This window comes from Microbacterium forte, assembly GCF_031885415.1.
Taxonomy (GTDB): Bacteria; Actinomycetota; Actinomycetes; order Actinomycetales; family Microbacteriaceae; genus Microbacterium; species Microbacterium forte.
This window is the reverse complement of the sequence record NZ_CP116871.1, coordinates 678,520-699,255: the sequence shown is the minus strand read 5'-3', so window position 1 is coordinate 699,255 and position 20,736 is coordinate 678,520. Positions and strand designations below refer to the sequence as shown.

19 protein-coding genes are annotated in these 20,736 nt (G+C 62.1%); 16 read left to right on the top strand and 3 right to left on the bottom strand.

What is annotated here, in order from left to right; translation table 11 throughout:
* Genes OB895_RS03515 through OB895_RS03495 form a run of 5 tightly spaced genes read left to right on the top strand, consistent with a single transcriptional unit; the run spans position 1 to position 4,113 of the window.
* Positions 1-924, top strand: a complete 924-nt coding sequence (locus OB895_RS03515; RefSeq protein WP_311879102.1) for an ABC transporter permease — start codon at positions 1-3, stop codon at positions 922-924.
* Positions 921-1,781 (top strand): ABC transporter permease, encoded by an 861-nt coding sequence (locus OB895_RS03510; RefSeq protein WP_311879101.1) that lies wholly within the window; start codon positions 921-923, stop codon positions 1,779-1,781. Before OB895_RS03515 ends, OB895_RS03510 begins: the two co-directional genes overlap by 4 nt.
* The gene (locus OB895_RS03505) at positions 1,723-2,553 is read left to right on the top strand and encodes an ATP-binding cassette domain-containing protein (protein ID WP_311879100.1); all 831 of its coding nucleotides are present in this window, start codon (positions 1,723-1,725) and stop codon (positions 2,551-2,553) included. The genes OB895_RS03510 and OB895_RS03505 overlap by 59 nt, the downstream gene beginning before the upstream one ends.
* Positions 2,540-3,343 carry an ABC transporter ATP-binding protein gene (locus tag OB895_RS03500; RefSeq protein ID WP_311879099.1) on the top strand — a complete coding sequence of 268 codons (804 nt, stop codon included), beginning with the start codon at positions 2,540-2,542 and terminating at the stop codon, positions 3,341-3,343. Before OB895_RS03505 ends, OB895_RS03500 begins: the two co-directional genes overlap by 14 nt.
* Positions 3,343-4,113 (top strand): MgtC/SapB family protein, encoded by a 771-nt coding sequence (locus OB895_RS03495; RefSeq protein WP_311879098.1) that lies wholly within the window; start codon positions 3,343-3,345, stop codon positions 4,111-4,113. Before OB895_RS03500 ends, OB895_RS03495 begins: the two co-directional genes overlap by 1 nt.
* On the opposite strand, the gene OB895_RS03490 is transcribed toward OB895_RS03495, so the two are convergent.
* The gene (locus tag OB895_RS03490) at positions 4,110-5,726 is read right to left on the bottom strand and encodes an aminotransferase-like domain-containing protein (protein ID WP_311879097.1); all 1,617 of its coding nucleotides are present in this window, start codon (positions 5,724-5,726) and stop codon (positions 4,110-4,112) included. The two genes, OB895_RS03495 and OB895_RS03490, sit on opposite strands and share 4 nt — an antisense overlap.
* On the opposite strand from OB895_RS03490, the gene OB895_RS03485 reads away from it, so the two are divergent.
* Genes OB895_RS03485 through OB895_RS03470 form a run of 5 tightly spaced genes read left to right on the top strand, consistent with a single transcriptional unit; the run spans position 5,686 to position 9,745 of the window.
* On the top strand, positions 5,686-6,309 hold the full coding sequence (locus OB895_RS03485) for an LOG family protein (RefSeq protein WP_311879096.1): 624 nt from the start codon (positions 5,686-5,688) through the stop codon (positions 6,307-6,309). The genes OB895_RS03490 and OB895_RS03485 overlap by 41 nt on opposite strands.
* Positions 6,310-6,313: 4 nt before the next feature.
* Positions 6,314-7,282 (top strand): nucleoside hydrolase, encoded by a 969-nt coding sequence (locus OB895_RS03480; protein WP_311879095.1) that lies wholly within the window; start codon positions 6,314-6,316, stop codon positions 7,280-7,282.
* A gap of 34 nt (positions 7,283-7,316) precedes the next feature.
* Entirely contained in the window at positions 7,317-8,168 is an 852-nt protein-coding gene (locus tag OB895_RS03475; protein ID WP_311879094.1) for a PHP domain-containing protein, read from the top strand.
* Complete coding sequence (locus OB895_RS18230) at positions 8,165-8,701, top strand: 2'-5' RNA ligase family protein (protein ID WP_376708827.1); 537 nt, start codon at positions 8,165-8,167, stop codon at positions 8,699-8,701. Before OB895_RS03475 ends, OB895_RS18230 begins: the two co-directional genes overlap by 4 nt.
* A 54-nt stretch (positions 8,702-8,755) precedes the next feature.
* The gene (locus tag OB895_RS03470) at positions 8,756-9,745 is read left to right on the top strand and encodes a ribokinase (protein WP_311879093.1); all 990 of its coding nucleotides are present in this window, start codon (positions 8,756-8,758) and stop codon (positions 9,743-9,745) included.
* 108 nt (positions 9,746-9,853) lie between these two features.
* On the opposite strand, the gene cofD is transcribed toward OB895_RS03470, so the two are convergent.
* Complete coding sequence (cofD, locus tag OB895_RS03465) at positions 9,854-10,846, bottom strand: 2-phospho-L-lactate transferase (protein WP_311879092.1); 993 nt, start codon at positions 10,844-10,846, stop codon at positions 9,854-9,856.
* On the bottom strand, positions 10,843-11,622 hold the full coding sequence (gene cofE / locus OB895_RS03460) for a coenzyme F420-0:L-glutamate ligase (RefSeq protein ID WP_311879090.1): 780 nt from the start codon (positions 11,620-11,622) through the stop codon (positions 10,843-10,845). The genes cofD and cofE overlap by 4 nt, the downstream gene beginning before the upstream one ends.
* Before the next feature lie 307 nt (positions 11,623-11,929).
* Here cofE and OB895_RS03455 point away from each other — a divergent pair, with 307 nt between their 5' ends.
* The 6 genes from OB895_RS03455 (at position 11,930) to OB895_RS03430 (ending at position 20,721) form a co-directional block, all read left to right on the top strand.
* Positions 11,930-13,213 (top strand): M20 family metallo-hydrolase, encoded by a 1,284-nt coding sequence (locus tag OB895_RS03455; protein ID WP_311879089.1) that lies wholly within the window; start codon positions 11,930-11,932, stop codon positions 13,211-13,213.
* Positions 13,214-13,247: 34 nt separating this feature from the next.
* Complete coding sequence (gene hydA, locus OB895_RS03450; protein ID WP_311879087.1) at positions 13,248-14,684, top strand: dihydropyrimidinase; 1,437 nt, start codon at positions 13,248-13,250, stop codon at positions 14,682-14,684.
* Between the two features lie 37 nt (positions 14,685-14,721).
* Entirely contained in the window at positions 14,722-15,750 is a 1,029-nt protein-coding gene (locus OB895_RS03445) for a TIGR03842 family LLM class F420-dependent oxidoreductase (protein WP_311879085.1), read from the top strand.
* 3 nt (positions 15,751-15,753) lie between these two features.
* Complete coding sequence (gene fgd / locus OB895_RS03440; protein ID WP_311879084.1) at positions 15,754-16,776, top strand: glucose-6-phosphate dehydrogenase (coenzyme-F420); 1,023 nt, start codon at positions 15,754-15,756, stop codon at positions 16,774-16,776.
* Between the two features lie 97 nt (positions 16,777-16,873).
* The gene (gene cofG, locus OB895_RS03435; RefSeq protein ID WP_311879083.1) at positions 16,874-19,219 is read left to right on the top strand and encodes a 7,8-didemethyl-8-hydroxy-5-deazariboflavin synthase CofG; all 2,346 of its coding nucleotides are present in this window, start codon (positions 16,874-16,876) and stop codon (positions 19,217-19,219) included.
* On the top strand, positions 19,216-20,721 hold the full coding sequence (locus tag OB895_RS03430; RefSeq protein ID WP_311879081.1) for a flavin-containing monooxygenase: 1,506 nt from the start codon (positions 19,216-19,218) through the stop codon (positions 20,719-20,721). Before cofG ends, OB895_RS03430 begins: the two co-directional genes overlap by 4 nt.
* Positions 20,722-20,736 lie beyond the last annotated feature (15 nt).

Here is a 20,736-nt window from a genome sequence, read left to right as displayed (position 1 = left end):
ATGGCTCGAGCTACTCTCGTCCGCATTCTCCGGGCGCTGGCCACCGTGCTGATCGTCGCCACCATCGTGTTCGTCATCATCCGTCTCACCGGCGACCCGATCCGCTCTGTCGTCCCCGAGGGCAGCCCCCCCGAGATTGAAGCGCTCTATCGCCAGCGGTGGGGCTTGGACAAGCCCATCTGGGAGCAATACCTGGTCTACCTGGCCGGTATTGCCCGGGGCGACTTCGGGCAAAGCTATTTTGATTCGGCCCCAGCCCTTGACGTCGTCGCCGCCCGGATCCCAGCCACTCTGCAGCTCACCGTTCCCGCATTCATCGTCTCCACGTCGGTCGGCCTTTCGGTCGGTGTCTTCGCCGCGCTTCACCGCGGAAAGTGGCTGGACAGGGTGCTGTCGTCGACAAGCGTGATCCTTGGTGCCATTCCGTCATTCGCGTTGGGCGTAGTACTCGTGCTGGTCTTCGCTGTGACCCTGAGGTGGTTGCCATCGGCGGGGAACACGACACCGATGCATCTAGTCATGCCCTTGATCGCGATGGCGCTCGCGCCCGCCGCCCTGCTCGCGCGAATGACGCGAGCATCGATGTCGGATGCCTTGTCACTGCCGAGCATCGAGCACGCCGCCTCACTCGGGCTTCCCCGTTGGAAACAGGTACTGCAGTACGCACTACCGAACGCCTTTCTTCCGCTGATCACCATCCTCGGTTTCGATATCGCCTACCTGCTCGCGGGATCAAGCGTCGTGGAAGTTCTGTTCAGCTGGCCTGGCATCGGACGGCTGTTTGTCCAGGCAGCAGGCCAACGAGATTTCGCCGTCGTGCAATGTGTGGTGCTACTCGTTACCGTCAGCGTGGTCCTGGTAAATCTCCTCACTGACATGTCCTACAAGATCGCGGATCCGAGACTCAGGAGGAGCAAAGCATGAGCGAGCCCTTCGACACCAACATCCTTCAGCTCCCACGAACGCGCAGCAAGAATTTCCTCAGCCGACCACTCGTCGTCGTCTCGCTAGCAGTGCTCCTTTGTGCCTTAGTAGTGACCTGTTTCGCGGCGCCACTCGCACCGTATGGCCTCAACGAGGGTGTGCTCGCAGACCGTCTTCAGCCACCCAACAGTTCGCATTGGTTCGGAACGGACGACCTCGGCCGCGATGTGCTTAGCCGCACGCTGTACGCACTCCAGACAAGCGTGTTGATCGCGGTCACAGCGACGATCCTCGGCGGAATATTCGGATCCTTGATGGGGGCGCTTGCGGGATGGTTCGGCGGCGCCATCGACACCGTCATATCGTTTCTCATCGATGTCCAGGCGTCGATTCCCGCATTCATCCTGGCCCTAGGAGCAATCGTTCTTTTCGGTGGATCGCCCATTGCCCTCGTAGTCGTTCTCGCCATCGAAGGGTGGGAGCGATTTGCTCGCATCATGCGCGGGCAGGTCATGCTTGCGCGCACCAGCGGCTACGCCACGTCCGCAGTCAACCTCGGCGTGCCTACAAGCGCGGTCCTGATCCGCCACATCGCACCAGCGGTGGCGGGCCCGATGCTAGTCCAACTTACGCAGGCCTTGCCGACGAAGATCCTCATCGAGAGTGCCTTGTCATTCCTCGGCCTCGGCATCAGCGCGCCGCAGACAAGCCTTGGGCAAATGGTCGGCGCAGGACGCGACTACCTCACAACTGCGGGGTGGATAGCGCTCGTCCCTGGCCTCGTCATCATTGTCATCAGTGTTGCGATCAGCCTCATCGGTGATCAGCTTCAAGATCGGTTGGTGGATCGTGCCTGACGCTAAGACTCCTGCAGCGGTCCGAGTAACAAGCTTCAGCCTCACGTATCACGCTGGCGCTCCCCGCACTGTGTTGCACGATCTAAATCTGGACATTGCTCCCGGAACATGCACGGCTCTGGTCGGAGAATCCGGTTCCGGAAAGACCACTCTCGGGCGAGCGATTGCGGGCAGACACCCGCGAACAACCACAACCGAGGGGTCGATACAGGTCTCTGGGCGCTCGGCGTACATGTTGCAGGACGCAGCGAGCGCCCTCAACCCGCTTCGACAGGTTAGGTGGCAACTGAAACAAGCACTCAAGATTCGTGGGGTTCCGAGAAGGGAGCTCGAGACGCGCTCGCTCGAGCTTCTCGCCAACGTCGGAGTACCCGAACCCGCGATCATTATGACGCGATACCCTCACGAACTCTCCGGTGGTCTCGCCCAACGCGTCCTACTCGCCAGCGTGCTGGCGACCGAGCCGGATGTGCTCGTCGCGGACGAACCGACATCCGCGCTGGATGTCACCACCCAGGCGAAAGTAATGAGGCTGTTCCGACGAATCATCGAAGAACAGGGACTGACTCTCGTGCTCATTACACACGACCTGGTTGCGGCAACGCTGCTCGCGGACCGCGTCGCTGTGATCCTCGACGGAGCCATCGTTGAGGAAAGCGAAACGGCGACCATAATTCAGTCGCCCACACACACGTACACGCGAGCTCTCGTCGCAGCGGCCACGAGCACGGAGATTTTGACGCTAGGAGACGGCACCCATGAGCCTTCTTGAAGCACGGAACCTGTCCAAGCAATTCGGTCGACAGGCCCCTTACGCCTTGAAGAACATCAACCTCACCCTCAACAAGGGAGAGGCGGTCGCGATTGTAGGCGAAAGCGGGAGTGGAAAGACCACACTGGCTCGCATCTTGTTGGGGCTCGACACGCCGAGCGAAGGCACGGTGCTGTTCAAGGGGCTCCCGATCGCTACTTCCGGCCGGCGGTGGCGTGCGCAACGGCGTGAGCTCCAGATGATCCCGCAACACGCGTCGGGGGCGCTTGACCCGCGGATGACCGTCCGAGGGCATTTCTCCGAAGTCATCAAGGCACACCATCTCGCGACCGGAAGTGAGCATGACGAAGTGACGATGGAGCGACTCCGCGAGGTGAACCTGCGTGATGAGCATGCGCGCATGTACCCCCGGCGCCTCTCCGGTGGTCAGCAGCAGCGTGTGGTGATCGCCCGTGGCCTACTCGTGGAGCCGACAGTGCTCATCAGTGACGAGCCGACGTCAGCGCTGGACCCGCTGACGCAAGAGCAGGTCATCGCCCTGCTCGCTACTCGCTGCGTAAACGAGGAGAGACTCTTCGGGATCATCACCCACGACCTCCGGGTGGCACGTAAAATCTGCGACAGGATCCTGGTGATGCGACGCGGTGAGATCGTCGAAGACGGCCCTGCACATACAGTGTTCGATTCGCCTCAGCATCCGTATACACAAGAGCTACTTGAAGCGATCACGATTCACCCTGCCAAGCGCGACGATTCCGCTCTGATGGCTAGCGGGACGGACTTGCTTTGATGGGGCTATCTGACCCCTTGATCCTGTTGGATCTGTCGATTCGAGTCATCGCATCGATTGTTCTTGGGGCGGCCATCGGGCTTGAGCGGCAATGGCGGTTGCGGGCCACAGGCATTCGAACCAACGCGTTGGTCTCTGTCGGTGCGGCCCTGTTCGTCATCCTCGGCGCCGTCGGGTTCAATGCTCCCGTGGCGGATCCCACACGAGTGGCCGCGCAGGTTGTATCCGGGATCGGCTTCCTCGGAGCCGGGGTGATCATTCGAAACGGCCTGAACATCCGCGGCCTCGCGACCGCGGCGACGCTGTGGTGCGCAGCCGCCGTAGGGTCACTCGCCGGCGGCGGGATGATCTGGATGGCGATCATCGGCACCGCGGGAGTGATCGCTTGCAACACGTTGCTTCGCCCGTTGAGTCGGCTCATCAATCGCAGGGTCGGTGGAGGTGTCGATGCGTACGAACCTGATCCGGAGTCGCGGCGTATCGAACTCGACGTGGAGACGGCACGAGACTACATCCTTGAAGCGGTCACGTCTGAGAAGGGCGAGCCGCGAATCCGCGCGCTACTGATGCAATCAGCTGCCACGCCTGAGCTTTCGTTGCGTTCTCTAGTCGTCCGACCCCGCAAGCACTCTGAGGTCGCCATCGTGGCCCAGTTCACGGGCGCGGGAGGAGATGAGTTTGGGCTCCTCGAGCATGCTGTTCAGCGTCTCAGCATGGATCCGAAGGTCTCAAAAGCAAGCTGGTGGGTCGCGGACGACAGCGACGACTAGCTGGGAGTGTCTGGGCTGCTGCGGACCTCGGCTTCATGATCTACCCACAAGGACAGCAGCGCCTCCACGCTCACTCTGGTCACCGCCGAACCACTGGTGAGCGAAAGCCGAATGTGCGGTGAACCACGGCCGTCCGCGCGAAAATCACCACCGTAGGCGACGGAGATCCCGTGGCTGGATGTGTAGTCCACGAACGCCGAACTATCCCCAACGGGCAGACGAACCCACATAGTGGGGCCCACGGGCGCTCCTTCGATCTTCCAACCGGCGCCAGCGCCGGTGATCAGGCGCGCAACCAGACTACGGGTTTCCGCCAATTCGGATCGTCTGCCTTCGATGATGGCGGTGTGGTCCTCGAGGAGGCGGTCGAGAATGAGTTGAGAGGGCACGGACGCCCCAGAGTCCATCCTGGATTTCACGCGTACTAGTGACGCGACAAGCGATTCGTGTACGGACATCCATCCGAGACGCAAGCCGCCCCAGTATGGCTTATTGAACGAGCCGACAGTGACCACGTTTGGCGCCGTGCTGAGTTGGGCGAGCGGCGGCGTTGAGGCGGGCTGAAAATCTGCCAACGACCGATCTTCGATAACGGCGACTCCGTGTTCCGCGAGGTGAGCCAGCGCCGTCATGGCCTGCGGGGAGTAGCTGTGCCCGGTCGCCGAGTTGCAGACGGGTAGCGCCACAACCATCGCGGCGTTGGAACTCACAGCACGTCTATACAGTTCCTGGACGTCGGTACGACCGTCGTCGTCGGCGGGTGCCCGCAACACGCGTGCGCCGCGCGCTCGAAGTAGCGAGACCGCGGTCGGGTACGCGAACGGGTCTACGATGACCACGTCATCGGGCTGCACCATGACCTCAAACGCCAAGGCCAGCGACTGTGTGGCCCCCGTCGTGATGATCACGGTGTCCGGGGATGGCCGACCGCCTTCGTCTGCGATCCAGTCCGCGGCGACACGGCGTGTGCGAGCAAGTCCGGCGATGTTGTAACCGCTGCCCGTCGCATCCGGTCCGCTCGTTCCGGCGATGTCCTCGAAAGTCAACTCGAATGCTCTCTCCGGCAGGCCCCGCGCAGATGGGAAGACGCCCGCGAGCAAACTCTGCACGGTACGGTCGCTCACTCGGAACTGGTCATAGAGCGGCCGCGGACCAGGGCCCCGGGGGAGAAGCGTACCCGCATCCCTCACAAACGTTCCAGACCCCTGAACGCGTTCGACGCTCTGGTGTTCTTCCAGGAGGTCCAGCGAGCGGATGATGGTGCTTCGACTGACGTCCAGCCACTCGGCGAGCTGCCGCTCCGACGGAAGGCGCGATCCGGCGGAGATCTCGCCTCGATAGATCGCCTCCTCTAGGGCGACGGCGATGCGCTCAGAGACTGTTCCCCGGCCGTTACGCCAGTTTCCGAGATAGCGACGAAGATCTTGGGTCTCTGATGAGCGCCGCTTCTTTTCTGAAGGAAACGCCACTTGTGCCTCCACTGGTCCTCGCCGATAAACTCCGCCTCTTCGTACGTTACTTGAGTGCAACACCCCGGTCACACCGCGTGCCCGGCTGGAGAGGAGCTTTCCCGTGACTGAAGTCCAGTCGAGTATGCCGAAGTCGGTGGCCATCTATTGCGGATCGTACGCAGGTGCTGATCCGGAGTACATCGAGACCGCCCGACGCGTAGCCGTCGAACTCGCAGAGCGCGGCATCACGATCGTCTACGGAGGCGGCGCTGTTGGGCTGATGGGTGCGGTTGCCGATGCCGCAATCGAAGCTGGCGGCAAGGTCGTCGGCGTAATGCCACAAGCACTTATCGACGGCGAGATCGGTCACAAGGGCCTTCCTGAAATGCATGTGGTCGACAACATGCATCAGCGCAAGGCCCTCATGGCTGATCTGGCAGACGCTTTCATCGCCCTCCCCGGCGGCGCAGGCACTCTCGAGGAAATCGCAGAGCAGTGGACCTGGGCACAGCTGGGATTCCATTCCAAGCCTTGCGCTTTCCTGAACGTGCGCGGCTTTTACTCGTCGCTCGAGGTCTTCGCACGAATGATGGCTGACGAGGGCTTCATGAAGACCGAATACGCAGACATGCTGATTTTTGAAGATGAGCTGACCGACATCCTGAACCGCTTCGCGACATACACTGCGCCCGCCAAGAAGTGGAACCCGGGTAAGGTGCGCGTGCTCGTTGAAGCCATCGACTGAACCCATGGCCGGCCGATCTGCCCCTTGGGTGTACATCGACGTCGACACTGGAATCGACGATGCGCTCGCGCTGAGTCTGCTCGTGCTGGCCGACTCCGAGATCGCGGGCGTCGGCACAGTCAGCGGCAACGTCAGCGCGAAGACCGCAGCGGAAAATACCCGCAACTTGCTCGCGCTCCTGGGGGCGGGCCACGTGCCCGTTGCGGAGGGCGCTGCGCACCCTCTGGTTTCTAGTTACACGGGGCCCCTCAACCACGTCCATGGAGAGAACGGGATCGGAAACGTCCACCTCCCCACGGCCACGCGACCGATCGCGTCAATCGACGCAGCTGACCTCCTAATCGCCTTGGCACACGAACGCCCCGACACACTTGACGTCATCGCTGTGGGCCCGTTGACGAACCTCGCGCTAGCTCTTCACCGCGATCCGACCATCACATCCCTCGTTCGCAGTGTCACGGTGATGGGAGGGGCGGTGGCGGTACCGGGCAACGTGAGCGAGACCGCGGAGGCGAACTTCTACGCAGACCCCGAGGCGGCAGACATCGTCCTCCGCGCTGCATGGGAGGTCACCGTTGTCCCGCTCGATGTGACCTTGCAGCACACATTCGACGACGCAGATCAGGACGGTCTACTCACGGCAGGCAACCCGGGGGTCGAGGCGGTGGCCCAGATGCTGACGCACTACCTGGACTTCCACGAACTCCGGTACGGCGAGCGGCGGTGCGCTTTTCACGACGCGCTGGCCGCCGCAATCGCAATTGGCGTCGTCTCGCCAGCGCTGAGTGCGCCATCGAATCTGTCGGTAGACATCTCGACACGGGTCACTCGAGGCTCCGTTCTCGTCTCTCAGGGACGATCGCTGCGCCACCGTGTTGTCCACGCCGTCGAGGGCGACCCACCACGGGGCAATATTCTTTCGGTGCTCGGCGTCAGGTCATGGTCAGCGACAGCTGAAGCGGGTGCACCGTGATTCATGACTTCGCTCTTCGAACGGAGGACCTGACGTGATCGACCTCCATACTCACTCGAATCATTCGGACGGTACGGACGATCCCGCCGCGCTCGTTAGGCTTGCCGCCTTAGCGGGCGTCACCACCATCTCACTCACCGATCACGACACAACCTCCGGCCTCACGGAAGCGCGAACGGAGGCGACTCGGCACAGGATCGCTTTCGTCAGCGGCATCGAGCTTTCCGCTGATGCGGACGGCACCATCGTGCATGTCCTCGGTCACTACATCAACGAGCACTCTCGGTCGCTTCAGGATCGGCTGCGGTCGCTGCGGGAACATCGACGGGGTCGCGCGGAAGAGATTGTCTCGCGGCTCTCCGCTGACTACTCGATCACATGGCGCGAGGTGCAAAACGAGGCTGCTGGAGTAGACAGCGTCGGTCGTCCACATATCGCCGATACGCTCGTGGCAAAGGGGTACGCGCGCTCACGCCCGGAGGTATTCGCCACCATCCTCGGCAACGGCTCGCCCTACGTTCCCTCACTGCCTGCACCCACGGTAGAAGAGGCCATCGCGCTCATTGATGAGGCCGGCGGGCTGTCGACGATCGCGCACGTATGGGGGTCCGCTCGCGGTTCCTCAAGTATCGACGGGTACATGCTTTCGCAGTGGAAGTCGGTGGGACTGTCGGGGCTGGAGGTTTGGCATCGGGAGCACTCCCGAGTCCAAAGAGCGCAGCTGCTTCGCCTCGCGGATCACGTCGGGCTCTATACCACCGGAGGCAGCGACTATCACGGCACCGGCAAGCCGAATCAACTAGGCGAGTATGAAACACCGCCGCACGTTCTCGACAAGATGGCTGCGCGAGTCGTGCAGCGCGTGAGTGCAGGGAGAGTCTCATGAGCGCTCGACACTATATTGGGTTCTCCGTGCCTGACGAGATGGCTGCGTCCGTGCGCGCAGCATTCCCGGAGGATGAGCAGCAGGCGTTGACCGACGCAGGTCTCGTCGACGACTGGACGCCGGCCGATGCCCTGCATTGCACGCTTATGTTCCTCGGCGAAGTAAGCAGCACCAGAGGAGTCCGAGATGAATTGGAGGAGCTCGTTCACGGGCAGCTCCCCGTGAGCCTTCGTCTGCGGGGGGAAACGACGCTGCTTAATTCACACCTAGTGGTGCCCGTCGACGGTGCCGATGCGATGGCTGAGCGCGTCATCGCTCGTCTCGGGCACGTCTCGCAGGACCCTGGAGTCCTTGCCCGGCCTTACTTCGGCCACGTCACCATTGCGCGATGCCACGACACTGCTGCTGGCGAGCGACTCATCGGTCGAATGGTTAGGCACGAATGGGTGGTGGACTCCGTTGACTTGGTCAGGAGTAATGGGAGCACAGCTTCTCCGCGGTACTCCGTCGCCAGCACCCACCCATTCGCATGACGCTGGTTGATGCTCACATGCGTGGTTCACGAGGCCCCGTCGAAGGAAAAACTGATGTCGAGACCGTCCATCCCCGCTCGATCCGTTCGCAAAGTGCTCGAGAGCATAAACGGCAGGGTCGCAGTCGTCGGCTCCGCAAACGCCGACATTTGCACGCGTACGTTCGAGCTCCCCCGGCCAGGCGAGACGGTCGTCGGATCATCGATCGTCGTGCGACCAGGAGGAAAGTCCGCAAATCAGGCCGTGCAGGCCGCGCTTCTTGGGGCGAACGTCTCATTCGTTACTGCCGTGGGACGCGATTCGAACGCTGGCGTCGTTACGAACTCGCTACGTGGTGCGGGAGTCTCGCTGGCTCACGTTGAGGCTGTAGATCTTCCCACTGGAACCGCACTGATCACAGTCGACGATGCGGGCGAGAACACAATCGTGGTGAGCGCAGGGGCAAACGGTCGCGCGAACGAAGCGTTCGTTGAAGGCCACGCATCCGCGATCGCGGACGCCGCCGTCGTCGGTCTGTGCCTCGAAATACCTCTCGATGGAGTGCTCAACACCGCCGTGATCGCGAAGGCTCACGGAACGCAGGTGCTGTTAAATCTCTCACCCTTCATGGCTGTACCTCCCGAACTCATCGCCGCGGCAGACGTTCTCGTCGTCAACGAGACGGAGCTCTCTGACCTCCTGGGCTCTGCTGTGGATGTCGACGGGCTAGCGGGTGACCACTTCGTGCAAGAGCGGGTCGCCGTCAAGCTCGCCATCCTAGGAGTACACCGAGCCATCGTCACGCTCGGTGGTAAAGGAGCCCTCGTGCTCGACGGTCATCTCGCAACCGTCGTGCCAGCTGTCGAGGTTCAACCCGTGGATACAACGGGTTGCGGTGACGCCTTCTTCGGAACCGTGTTGGCTGCACTCGCCTCAGGAGCGACACTCTTCGAAGCCTGCCAACTAGCAGTGGTCGTCGCGGGCTTCGCCGCAGAGGGCGAAGGTGCCCAGCAGAGCTACGGATCGCGCGACAAGGTTCTTCGGCCAGTCGGGCGTCACCGATGACATCAGCGCTGGAGGGGAGCGCGCCCGAACAATGCCGTCCGCGACATCATTGCTAGGCGTGTGTCTCGTCACTTGACGCTCGAACACGCCGTTCGGATGGCGCCCCCCTCATCGGCCGGCCGAACGCAGCGCTACCTCCGCGATGGCAGCTGTCGCCGTGACATCTGTCATCCACAGCGGATGCACTACGGCAGCGATACCCGCGGACTCGACGGCCGATGCGAGATGCGCATCCTCCTCGGCGAGGATCCAGCAATCCAACACGCCGCCGTGACGGCGTGATCGGTAGTGCTCAGCCACAGCGGCCGCGCTCGTGGCCACTCCGATCGCGTCGAGGCAGACATCTCCCATCCCGCGCACGACCTTCCCTCCGATGATCGGGGAGACACCCACGACAGCGGCGTGCGATGACGCGATCGCCTCGCGCATTCCGGGCACGGCGAGGATCGGACCGATCGACACAACAGGGTTGGACGGTGCGACAACGACGACGTCTGCCGCGGCGATGGCCTCCGCGACACCAGACGGCAACCCTGCGCTTTCCATGCCCGGGTTCCGGAACGCCAGCGGCCGCAGCGTCGCGCGATATCGGGTCCACCACTCCTGAAAATGCATCTCGCGGCGTCCCGTCCCTGTGTCGACTTCGACGACGGTATCCACTTCTGCGTCCGTCATCGGCAGCAGGCTGGCCCCCAGTGCCCAGCGGGAGGCGAGTCGTGCTACCACCTCCGTCACCGTTAATCCGTCGCGCAACCACCCCGTGCGGGCGAGGTGGGCACCAAGATCCAGATCACCGAGCGTGAACCATGGCCACGTCGCGCCCCACTCCCGCAGCTCGCTCGCCACGCGCTCAGACTCTCCTTGACGGCCCCACCCCCGATTCACGTCATTGACGCCGGCAAGTGCGTACATCACGGAGTCCACATCAGGCTGCAGCCGAACGCCCGACAACCATAGGTCGTCGCCGGTGTTCACTACCACGGTCAGCTGTTCGGTATTGACTGCAGCATCTCGTCGACGCAGCGCCTCCCGCATTCCGAGGACGAACCGACCGCCTCCGACCCCACCAGCCAAAACGACAACACGCGGAGCCGCCCTCATGATTGAGCCTCTGTCGCAGCGCGCCCCGCCGCGAAGCCGTCCCGCCATGCCTCGTCAGCGCCGAGACGGAACATGTCCTTGTCGCGGGGGCGAACGATCGAACGGGCGCCCGGAAGATCGAGACCGCCTACGAGGTCGCTTCGGCCGCGAACGAGGGCAACCGGATTTCGCGACGTCTTCCCCTTCACGAGGTCCGCGGCCGCAGCGAGTTCGTCGGCGACGCACGGAGCCGTAACGACGAGAGAGCGCCCCTCAGCATCCACGGAACCCCGGAGATCCTCAATCACCCGGACGCCGCCCGCACCTATCGCGCAATCCGTCTGCCCCTCGCGCCACGGGCGTCCCATAGTGTCCGAGATGATCACACCCACCGATGCGCTGAGGAGCTCGCGTAATCGCGCGGCGATATCGCGCGCCGAAGCATCCGGATCTTTCGGCAGAAGGAGGATCGACCCTTCAGGCGCGTTACTCGCGTCTATTCCAGCAGCAGCAGCGACGATGCCCAACCGATTCTCTACGATCTGCGTGACCAGGACCCCATCAGAGACTCGGGAAGCGACGATCCGAACTGTCTCCTCAGCCAGGGCGAGCGCCCGATTCTCAGCAGGTATAACCCGACCCTCTGCTTTGGACACGATCTTGGACGTCACCACGAATATGTCGCCATCGTGAATCTCGCCAGCAGCGGCAGCGATCATCGCGGCGATGTCAGTGCCCGGGACAACTTCGGGAAAACCGAGGAGTGGGCGTATGAGGAGACTCTCGACAGCTATCACCGTTCAAGCTTCTCTGGGCATCCAGCTGTCAGTGTTACCAGCGGATTACAGAACCACTAGAGAAACCACTTCGCTCCCCACTGGTCCTTTCCGGCACTTCACGCGGAACATAGCGTGTCAGCACCAGGGGACCTCCTCAGCGATGCGGGGGAGGCTCCTGGCGCTTCACCATCTCGGCTTCGCGCCCCCTGCACCACGACAAGCTTCACCTCAGTGTGTCGACTTCTCTCAACGAAGGGACGCTGGCTGCTGGTGGTGCTGAGCACAGTCCTGAATCACGAATCAAACCGCCCATGAGGAGGGTCAAATGAGCGCTCGAGACTTTCTAAGCGACTTTCATGAAGTCGCCAAGATCGGGGCAACGCCCCGAAACGGCGTGGACCGCCAGGCGGCTACTCCGGAAGACAAACTCACGCGCGATTGGTTCCGGCGCTGGGCCGAAGAGCGTGACTTCCAGGTTCGGACCGATGGCATCGGCAATATGTTCGCATGCTGGGAGTGGGTGCCCGGCGCCCCGTACATTCTGATCGGCTCACACCTCGATTCGCAGCCGCTGGCCGGCCGTTTTGACGGCGCCTATGGCGTCCTTGCGGGCTTGCACGCGGCTTCATCGATCATCGACCGAGTGAAGGTCGAGAGTGCGAATCCCACCTTCAACCTCGCAGTTGTGAACTGGTTCAACGAGGAGGGAAGCCGTTTCCCTCCTTCCGTCATGGGCAGCTCGGTCTTCACGGGCATCTTCGAAGGCGATGACATGAGGGCGGTCCGCGATCTCGACGGAGTCAGCGTCGTGGAGGCTCTCGAATCGATCGGATACCTCGGCACCGATGTTCCCCCGGTAGCCGCTGGGTACGCCGAGATTCACATCGAGCAGGGACGAATACTCGAGCGTGAACAGGTCGACATCGGGGTCGTCGATTCCAGCTGGTACACGCAGAAACTGGACATCGAGGTGCTCGGCGAACAGTCCCACACCGGCGCCACCGCGATGGCGGACAGACGCGATGCCCTCGTAGCGGCCTCAAGGATCGTTCTCAGTGTCCGGAACGTCACGCTCCGATTCCCGGAAGAAGCACTCGTGTCATCCGTGGGCCACCTCGTTGTCGAGCCCAATTCTCCTATCGTGGTCGCGCGACGGGTCCATCTAGTCGCGGACATCCGATCCGCAGACCCCAACATTGTCGCTGAAGCACGTCGAGCGGTTCTCGAGGATATTGCAGCGATCGAGCAACAGGACAACGTCGAGGTGCGAGTCAAAGACTTCGACATCCGCCCGATCCGGCGATTCCCCGAAGACGGGATCTCACTTGCAGAGGCGGCGGTGGCCACTGTTGGTTTGGCCTCGCGACGAATGCAAACCATGGCCGGACACGACTCGGTGGCCATGAACACTCGCGTCCCCTCGATCATGATGTTCGTTCCCAGCGTCGACGGCGTCTCGCATTGCGAACGCGAGTTCACGAACGACGACGACCTCGAGAGGGGGCTACGCGTTCTCACCGAAGTCACGTGGCGTCTCATCCACGGCGCGATCGCGAATGACAGAGTCTGGCCGAGCGTTACTTCCGCCTCAGAAACCGACGCGCTGTGAACGTCGCTGAATCGCAGGCAGGGAAGAAGTTCGCATGACCACAACACTCATCCACGGGGGCACTGTCGTCACAGCAACCGGTCGAAGCCTGGCAGACGTGCTGATCGACGGCGAGACGATCGCGGCCGTGATGCAGCCAGGGGCGGCGCTTCTTGGAACGGACCTTTCCGCAGTCGTCGACACCATCATCGATGCCTCCGGCAAATACGTGATCCCCGGAGGGATCGACGCGCACACTCACATGGAAATGCCATTCGGCGGCACCGAGGCCAGCGACACGTTCGAGACCGGCACGCGCGCCGCAGCATGGGGCGGCACGACGAGCATCATCGACTTCGCGATCCAGCGACAGGGAGAACGTGTTCAGGATGGACTGGCTGCCTGGCACACGAAGGCCGCCGGTAACTGCGCCATCGACTACGGCTTCCATCAGATCATTGGCGGGGTAGACAACGCAGCTCTTGCTGCCATGCCCGGTCTGATTGAGGAAGGCGTGTCGAGCTTCAAACTCTTCATGGCGTACCCGGGAGTGTTCTACTCCGACGACGCTCAAGTGCTGCGCGCGATGCAGGTATCCCGGGACACAGGGCTGCTCACAATGATGCACGCCGAAAACGGTCCGGTCATCGATGTCCTCGCACAGCAGTTGGTGGAGGAAGGCAAGACTGATCCTTACTTCCACGGCCTGGCACGCGCCTGGCAGATGGAAGAGGAAGCAACCCACCGCGCCATCATGATCGCGAACCTGACGGGTGCGCCTCTCTATGTTGTGCACGTCAGCGCGAAGCAGGCGGTCGCGCAACTTGCAGCGGCGCGCGACCATGGCCAGAACGTCTTCGGTGAGACGTGTCCGCAGTATCTATATCTCTCACTCGAAGATCAACTGAACGCGACTAGCGAGACCTGGGGGTCTTTCGAAGCGGCAAAGTGGGTCTGTTCGACGCCCCTGCGATCCCGGGCAGAAGGGCATCAGGATCACATGTGGCAGGCGCTGCGGACCAACGACATCCAGATGGTCTCCACAGACCACTGTCCGTTCTGCATGAAGGATCAGAAGACGCTTGGCCTGAAAGACTTCCGATCCATCCCGAACGGTCTCGGCTCCGTCGAACATCGGATGGACCTCATGTACCAGGGTGTCGTGACGGGGAAGATCACCCTTGAACGCTGGGTCGAGCTCACGAGCACTACCCCTGCCCGGATGTTCGGGTTGTACGGGCGGAAGGGAGTGATCCAGCCAGGCGCAGATGGCGACATCGTCGTGTATGACCCGAACGGACACACCTCGATCGGGCACGAAAAAACCCATCACATGAACATGGACCACTCCGCATGGGAAGGGTTCGAGATCGACGGGCACGTCGACACCGTGCTCTCGCGAGGCAAGGTCATCGTCAACGAAGGGCGATATCTCGGCACCAAGGGAGATGGGCGATTCCTCAAGCGCGGATTGAGCCAGTACCTGATTTAGGCCCCAAGCCCCAAAAAAACGAACGAGAGGACACCCCATGGACTTTGGCGTCGTCGTGCAGGTCAACCCACCGGTCTCCCGCATCTTGTCTTTGGCCAAGCAAGCTGAGGAGCACGGCTTCAACTATTTCTGGACCTACGACTCTCACATCCTCTGGATGGAACCGTACGTCGTGCATTCCCAGATTCTTAGCAACACGCACCGCATCAACGTCGGGACGATGGTGACCAACCCAGCAACACGTGACTGGACGGTGACCGCCTCCACGTTCGCCACCCTCAACGCCCACTTCGGAAACCGCACGATCTGCGGCATCGGCCGCGGGGACTCAGCTGTCCGAGTCAGCGGGGGAAAGCCGACCAGCCTGGGTGACCTCAGAGAAGCCATCCATGTCATTCGCGAACTCGCGAACTCCCGGCCCGTCGAGCACAACGGGGCGACGTTGCGGTTCCCCTGGAGCCATGGCTCCGAGTTGGACCTGTGGGTCGGAGCGTACGGACCGCTAGCACTCAAGCTGACCGGAGAGATCGGCGACGGATTCATTCTGCAGTGCGCCGACGTCGATATCGCTCGCTGGATGATCGCGACCGTACGAAGCGCGGCGGCAAAAGCCGGCCGAGATCCCGAGACGATCAAGTTCTGCGTCGCCGCGCCGATGTATATCACTGACGGCACCGATGCATCACGCCGTCATGCGATCGATCAGTGTCGATGGTTCGGCGGGATGGTGGGAAACCACGTCGCTGACATCGTCGCGAAATACGGCACCGACGGTGAGGTGCCGCGGGCCCTCACCGACTACATCGCCGGGCGCACCGGGTACGACTACAACGAGCACGGCAAAGCGAACAACAGTCACGTCGACTTCGTGCCGGACGACATCGTAGAGCGTTTCTGTCTGATCGGCACTCGTGAAGAACATCAACAGAAGCTCGCTGAGCTGAAAGCCCTTGGTGCTGATCAGTTTGCCGGCTACCTCGACCATGACAACAAGGAAGAAACACTCCGCGTGTACGGCGAGACCGTCATCCCCGCCCTCCAGACCCAGATCACCGCGAAGGCCTGACCCATGAGAACAGCGCTAACCCTCGGCTATAAAGCCAGCAGTGAACAGTTCGATCCTCGCGAACTCGTCGAACTCGCCGTTGAAGCAGAGCAACGGGGATTCGAGAGCGTTGCCATAAGCGATCACTTCCAGCCGTGGCGCCATCATGGTGGTCACGCGCCGTTCTCATTGACATGGATGGCTGCGGTCGGCGAGCGTACGTCCTCGATCCGCATCGGCACTAGCGTCATGACCCCGACGTTTCGATACAACCCCGCTGTGATCGCCCAAGCGTTCGCCTCTCTGGGCGTCATGTATCCCGGACGAATCTTTCTCGGGGTCGGCACGGGGGAGGCCCTCAATGAGATCGCAGCCGGCTTTCACGGGGCTAATGGGCAGGTGTGGCCGGAGTTCAGGGAGCGGTTCGCCCGACTGCGAGAGTCGGTGGATCTCATGCGCGCCCTGTGGAGCGGTGAGCGCATCACCTCCCGAGGCGCGTACTTCGAGGTCAACGACGCGCGCCTCTACGATCGGCCGGAATCGACGATCCCCATCTACGTTGCCGCGGGTGGGCCAACTGTGGCGAGGTACGCCGGCAAGGCAGGGGATGGGTTTATCTGCACCTCCGGTAAAGGCATGAACCTCTATACGGAGACGCTCGTACCCGCAGTTGCAGAAGGAGCAACGGCAGCAGGGAGGCAACTTTCGGATCTGGACCGCATGATCGAGATCAAACTGTCCTACGATCGCGATCCCTCGGCAGCTCTCGAGAACACGCGATTCTGGGCGCCTCTGGCCCTATCCAAGGAACAGAAGCATGACATCAGTGATCCGATCGAAATGGAACGCGCCGCCGACGCTCTTCCGATCGCTCAGATCGCCTCGCGGTGGATCGTCAGCGCGGATCCAGACACGGTAACCGCTGAAATCGCAGCCTACGTTCATGCGGGATTCAACCACCTCGTCTTCCACGCGCCCGGTGCCGATCAACGCCGGTTCCTACGGCTCTTCGAGAGCGACATCGCCCCCAGGCTACGTGCGCTGTAGCCGCCGGTGGCTAAGCACGTGCAATTCTCACTCCTGACGACCGAACTCAACTACCGCATGTTCAACTGCCTCCGCAATACCAAGGGGATGATGAGCGATGGTAAGTAGCGCGCTCTTGCGTGCGCGTCGCGGAGAACAACTCGACGCAGACGATGCAGAGACCTTGCTCGCGGCTAAGGGCGATGAATTCAATCAGCTCGTTGCTCTCGCCGGCACGGTACGTGACACCGGCCTGGAAGCACTTGGAAGGCCCGGCACGATCACCTACTCACGCAAGGTGTTCGTGCCGCTCACGACGCTCTGCCGCGACCGTTGTCACTACTGCGTTTTCGTGGATACGCCGGGGCAGCTTCTGAAAAAAAACAAGCCAGCGTTCATGTCACCGGATCAAGTACTCGCGGTCGCCCGCAAGGGAGCATCGATGGGGTGCAAAGAAGCGTTGCTCACCCTGGGGGACAGGCCGGAGGACCGTTGGGGCGAGGCTCGAGATTGGCTCCGAGCCAATGGGTATGCATCCACGCTCGAGTACGTCGGGGCGATGGCAAGACTCATCACCGCTGAGACGGGTCTGCTCGCGCATCTCAATCCGGGAGTCATGTACGCCGAGGAGCTTCGACAGCTACGCCCATCGGCAGCGTCGATGGGAATGATGCTCGAAACCACCTCGCAGACGCTCTTCAACGAGCCCGGGCAGGTGCACTTTGGCTCGCCCGACAAAGAACCCTCCCTACGCCTGCAAGTGATCGAGGACGCCGGCATCGCCCGCATCCCGTTCACAACCGGGATCCTCGTGGGCATCGGCGAGACGTTACGCGATCGCGCGGAGTCGCTCGTGGCTTTACGTGCAAGTCACGAACGGCACGGTCACATTCAGGAAGTCATCGTCCAGAACTTTCGAGCGAAACCGCGTACGGCAATGAATTCTGCGGCCGACGCAGACATCACCGAGTATGTCGCCGCCATAGCCGTGACTCGTCTCCTCTTCGGTCCGGCCATGCGGGTTCAAGTTCCACCCAACCTGTCCGATTCCGCCAACCTAGACCTCCTACTGCGCGCCGGCGCCGATGACTGGGGAGGTGTTTCCCCATTGACAGCCGATCACGTAAACCCCGAGCGTCCCTGGCCGCATCTGAACCAGCTCGCCGCATCCACTGCCGAGTCTGGTTTCGTCTTGCGCGAGCGCCTGACAGCACATCCGGAGTTCGTCAGTGATGCGATGTTCTGGATTGACCCGGGCCTGCATGCAGCGGTCACACGCGTCGCAGACCCAGAGACCGGTCTCGCACGCTTCGACGCTCACCAGGAAAGACCCGAATCGAATGAAGCGGTTGACGGGCCAAGCGACAACGCACGAGCGAACCGCAAGACATCCGGTTCGTCCGTTCGTTTGCTCGCTGAGCGAGCAGCATCCAATCCGCTGGACCTAGACGACTATGAGTGGACGACATTGCTGCTGGCGACCGGCGCTGACCTTGACGCAGTCACAGCCACCGCAGACGACGTCCGGCGGTACACCGTCGGCGAGGCTGTCAGCATCGTGATCAATCGCAACCTGGCTTCCTCTGCCTACCGCCTGTCGGACAAGGGGCAGCGCGGTACCTTCGGAATCGTTGATGTCCCCGCGATCGCGCACGATGCCTGGAGCCTCGGGATCAACGAAATATGCGTGCAGGGCCGGGTACCGGACGATGAACCGCCCGAGGCCTACATCGAGATCGTGGACGCGATCAAGGAGGCTGCCCCACGAATCCACGTGCACGCGTATGGTCCTCGAGATGTCTGGGATCTTGCCAACCGAGGCGGATTCGGGATCGAAGCCGCGCTCATCGCGCTGCGCACCGCGGGCGTCAGCACGATGCCAGGCACTGGCGTCAAGGTTCTTAGTGAACGCGTCCGCGATCGCATCGCGCCGTCGGACCCGCCAGTCGAACGCTGGATCGAAGCGGTGAAGACCGCTCACCGCCTCGGAATACGGTCGAGTTCCGTACTCTTCTACGGCCATGTCGAGACGGCGGCCGAAAGGATCACACATCTACGAGTACTGCGCTCGATCCAGGATGAAACGAACGGATTCACGGAGTTCGTCCCGATTCCCTTACCAGGTGGCGGCGTGTGCCTGGCGCCTGATCGATCACTCCGAGATGAGCATCGCGCGATGGTGGCAGTGTCCAGGCTGATCCTTTCGGGCAGCATCCCGCACATCCAGGTGCCCTGGACTCGCCTCGGCCTAGCCCTCACCGCCGACCTGCTCCGCTCCGGCGGCGACGACCTCGGCGGCACCCTGCTCGACGGACGCGTTCTGCCGGACGTCGGAGCAGAGCATGGTCTCGAGCTGCCTGTGAAAGATGCCGCTCGCGTTGCATCTCGTCTGTTCAGACCGCTCCGGCAGCGCATGACGGACTACCAGGAACCAGCGTCCGATCGTAAAGTGCCACTGCGATGACAGCAGAGCGTGTCGAGGTACTCATTGTGGGCGCGGGGTTCGCCGGGATTACCGCCGCCATAGCGTTACGCAAGTCCGGACGCACCTCATTCCTTATGATCGAACGCGCCGGCGCTGTTGGCGGGACGTGGCGTGACAACACCTACCCGGGTGTGGCATGCGACGTGCCCTCACACCTTTACTGTCTTGCCGATCACCCGAACCCAGACTGGTCGAGCGTCTACGCAAGAGGCGCCGAGATCCGCCTATACCTCGAGGGGCTCGTCGAGAAGCAGCGCCTCGGAGACAACTTGCGCCTCCGAACTCCGATGCTCAGGGCTGAATGGAACGAGGACCAGGCGATCTGGCTGATCACTACAGACGCAGGATCGATCGAGGCGGACGCGATTATTCTGGCATGTGGGCGACTTTCCGAGCCTGCCATCCCTGAAATCTCGGGCCTTCCTTCCTTCCCTGGGCCGCTGTTTCACTCTGCGCGCTGGGACCACGACATCAGTCTCGCCGGAGCTCGGGTAGCGGTCGTGGGTACGGGCGCAAGCGGCGTGCAGATCGTCCCAGAACTCGTGGGGACTGCCGCCGATATCGTTGTGTTCCAGCGAACGCCAGCGTGGATCGTACCGCGACACAACCGTCAGTATGACCTCGCCCAACGAAAGCACTTTCGTGGACATCTATCCGAGTTGCAGAGGCTGCGCAGAGACCTTGCGAGCGACGGAGAAGCGCGGTTCGCCTCCCGTTCAGGCGACACTGCGGCAGCAGAGGCAGCCCGCGCGACGGCACTTCAACACTTGGCGTCTCAAGTCGACGACGGGAATCTGCGGCGGGCACTGACCCCTGACTACTCATTCGGATGCAAGCGTGTTCTGCTTTCTGATGACTTCTACCCGGCCGTAGCATCGGAGACTGTCACCCTCGAGCCATCGGGCCTCCGCTCAGTGCACAGATCGACGTTGCTCGCCGAGAGTGGAGCCGAGTACGAAGTCGACGCGGTTATTCTTGCGACGGGTTTCGAGTCGGCTCGACAGCCCTACGCCAGCGTTGTGCGCGGTGAGAGGGGGGTCAGCCTCGAGGATCACTGGTCGACAGGGATGACATCTTTCGGTTCCACAGTCGTGGATGGATTTCCGAACCTCTTCGTGCTCAACGGACCGAACGCGTCATTGGGCCACAACTCCGCGGTGCTCATGCTCGAGGAACAGACGGGATACGTGCTGCGCGCGCTCGCCCGCCGAAGGCGCGTTGCTAGCGGCGTATTGCGCGTGGACCCAGCAGCGGTAGCCGCCTATTGCGCTGAGATTGATGCAGCCGCTGCCTCGACCCCGTGGCTGACGGGGGGCTGTCGCAACTGGTACGTCGACCCGAGATCGAACAGGCTCACTCTGTTGTGGCCGGGAACCGTGGAAAAATTCCGGTCGCGGCTCGCGGCAGCCGACGGCAGCGAGTTCCTTGCGTCGGAGCGCGACGCCTTCGGAGGAGACTTCCTCGAGGTGGAACACGGATGACATCCGTAGCAAGTG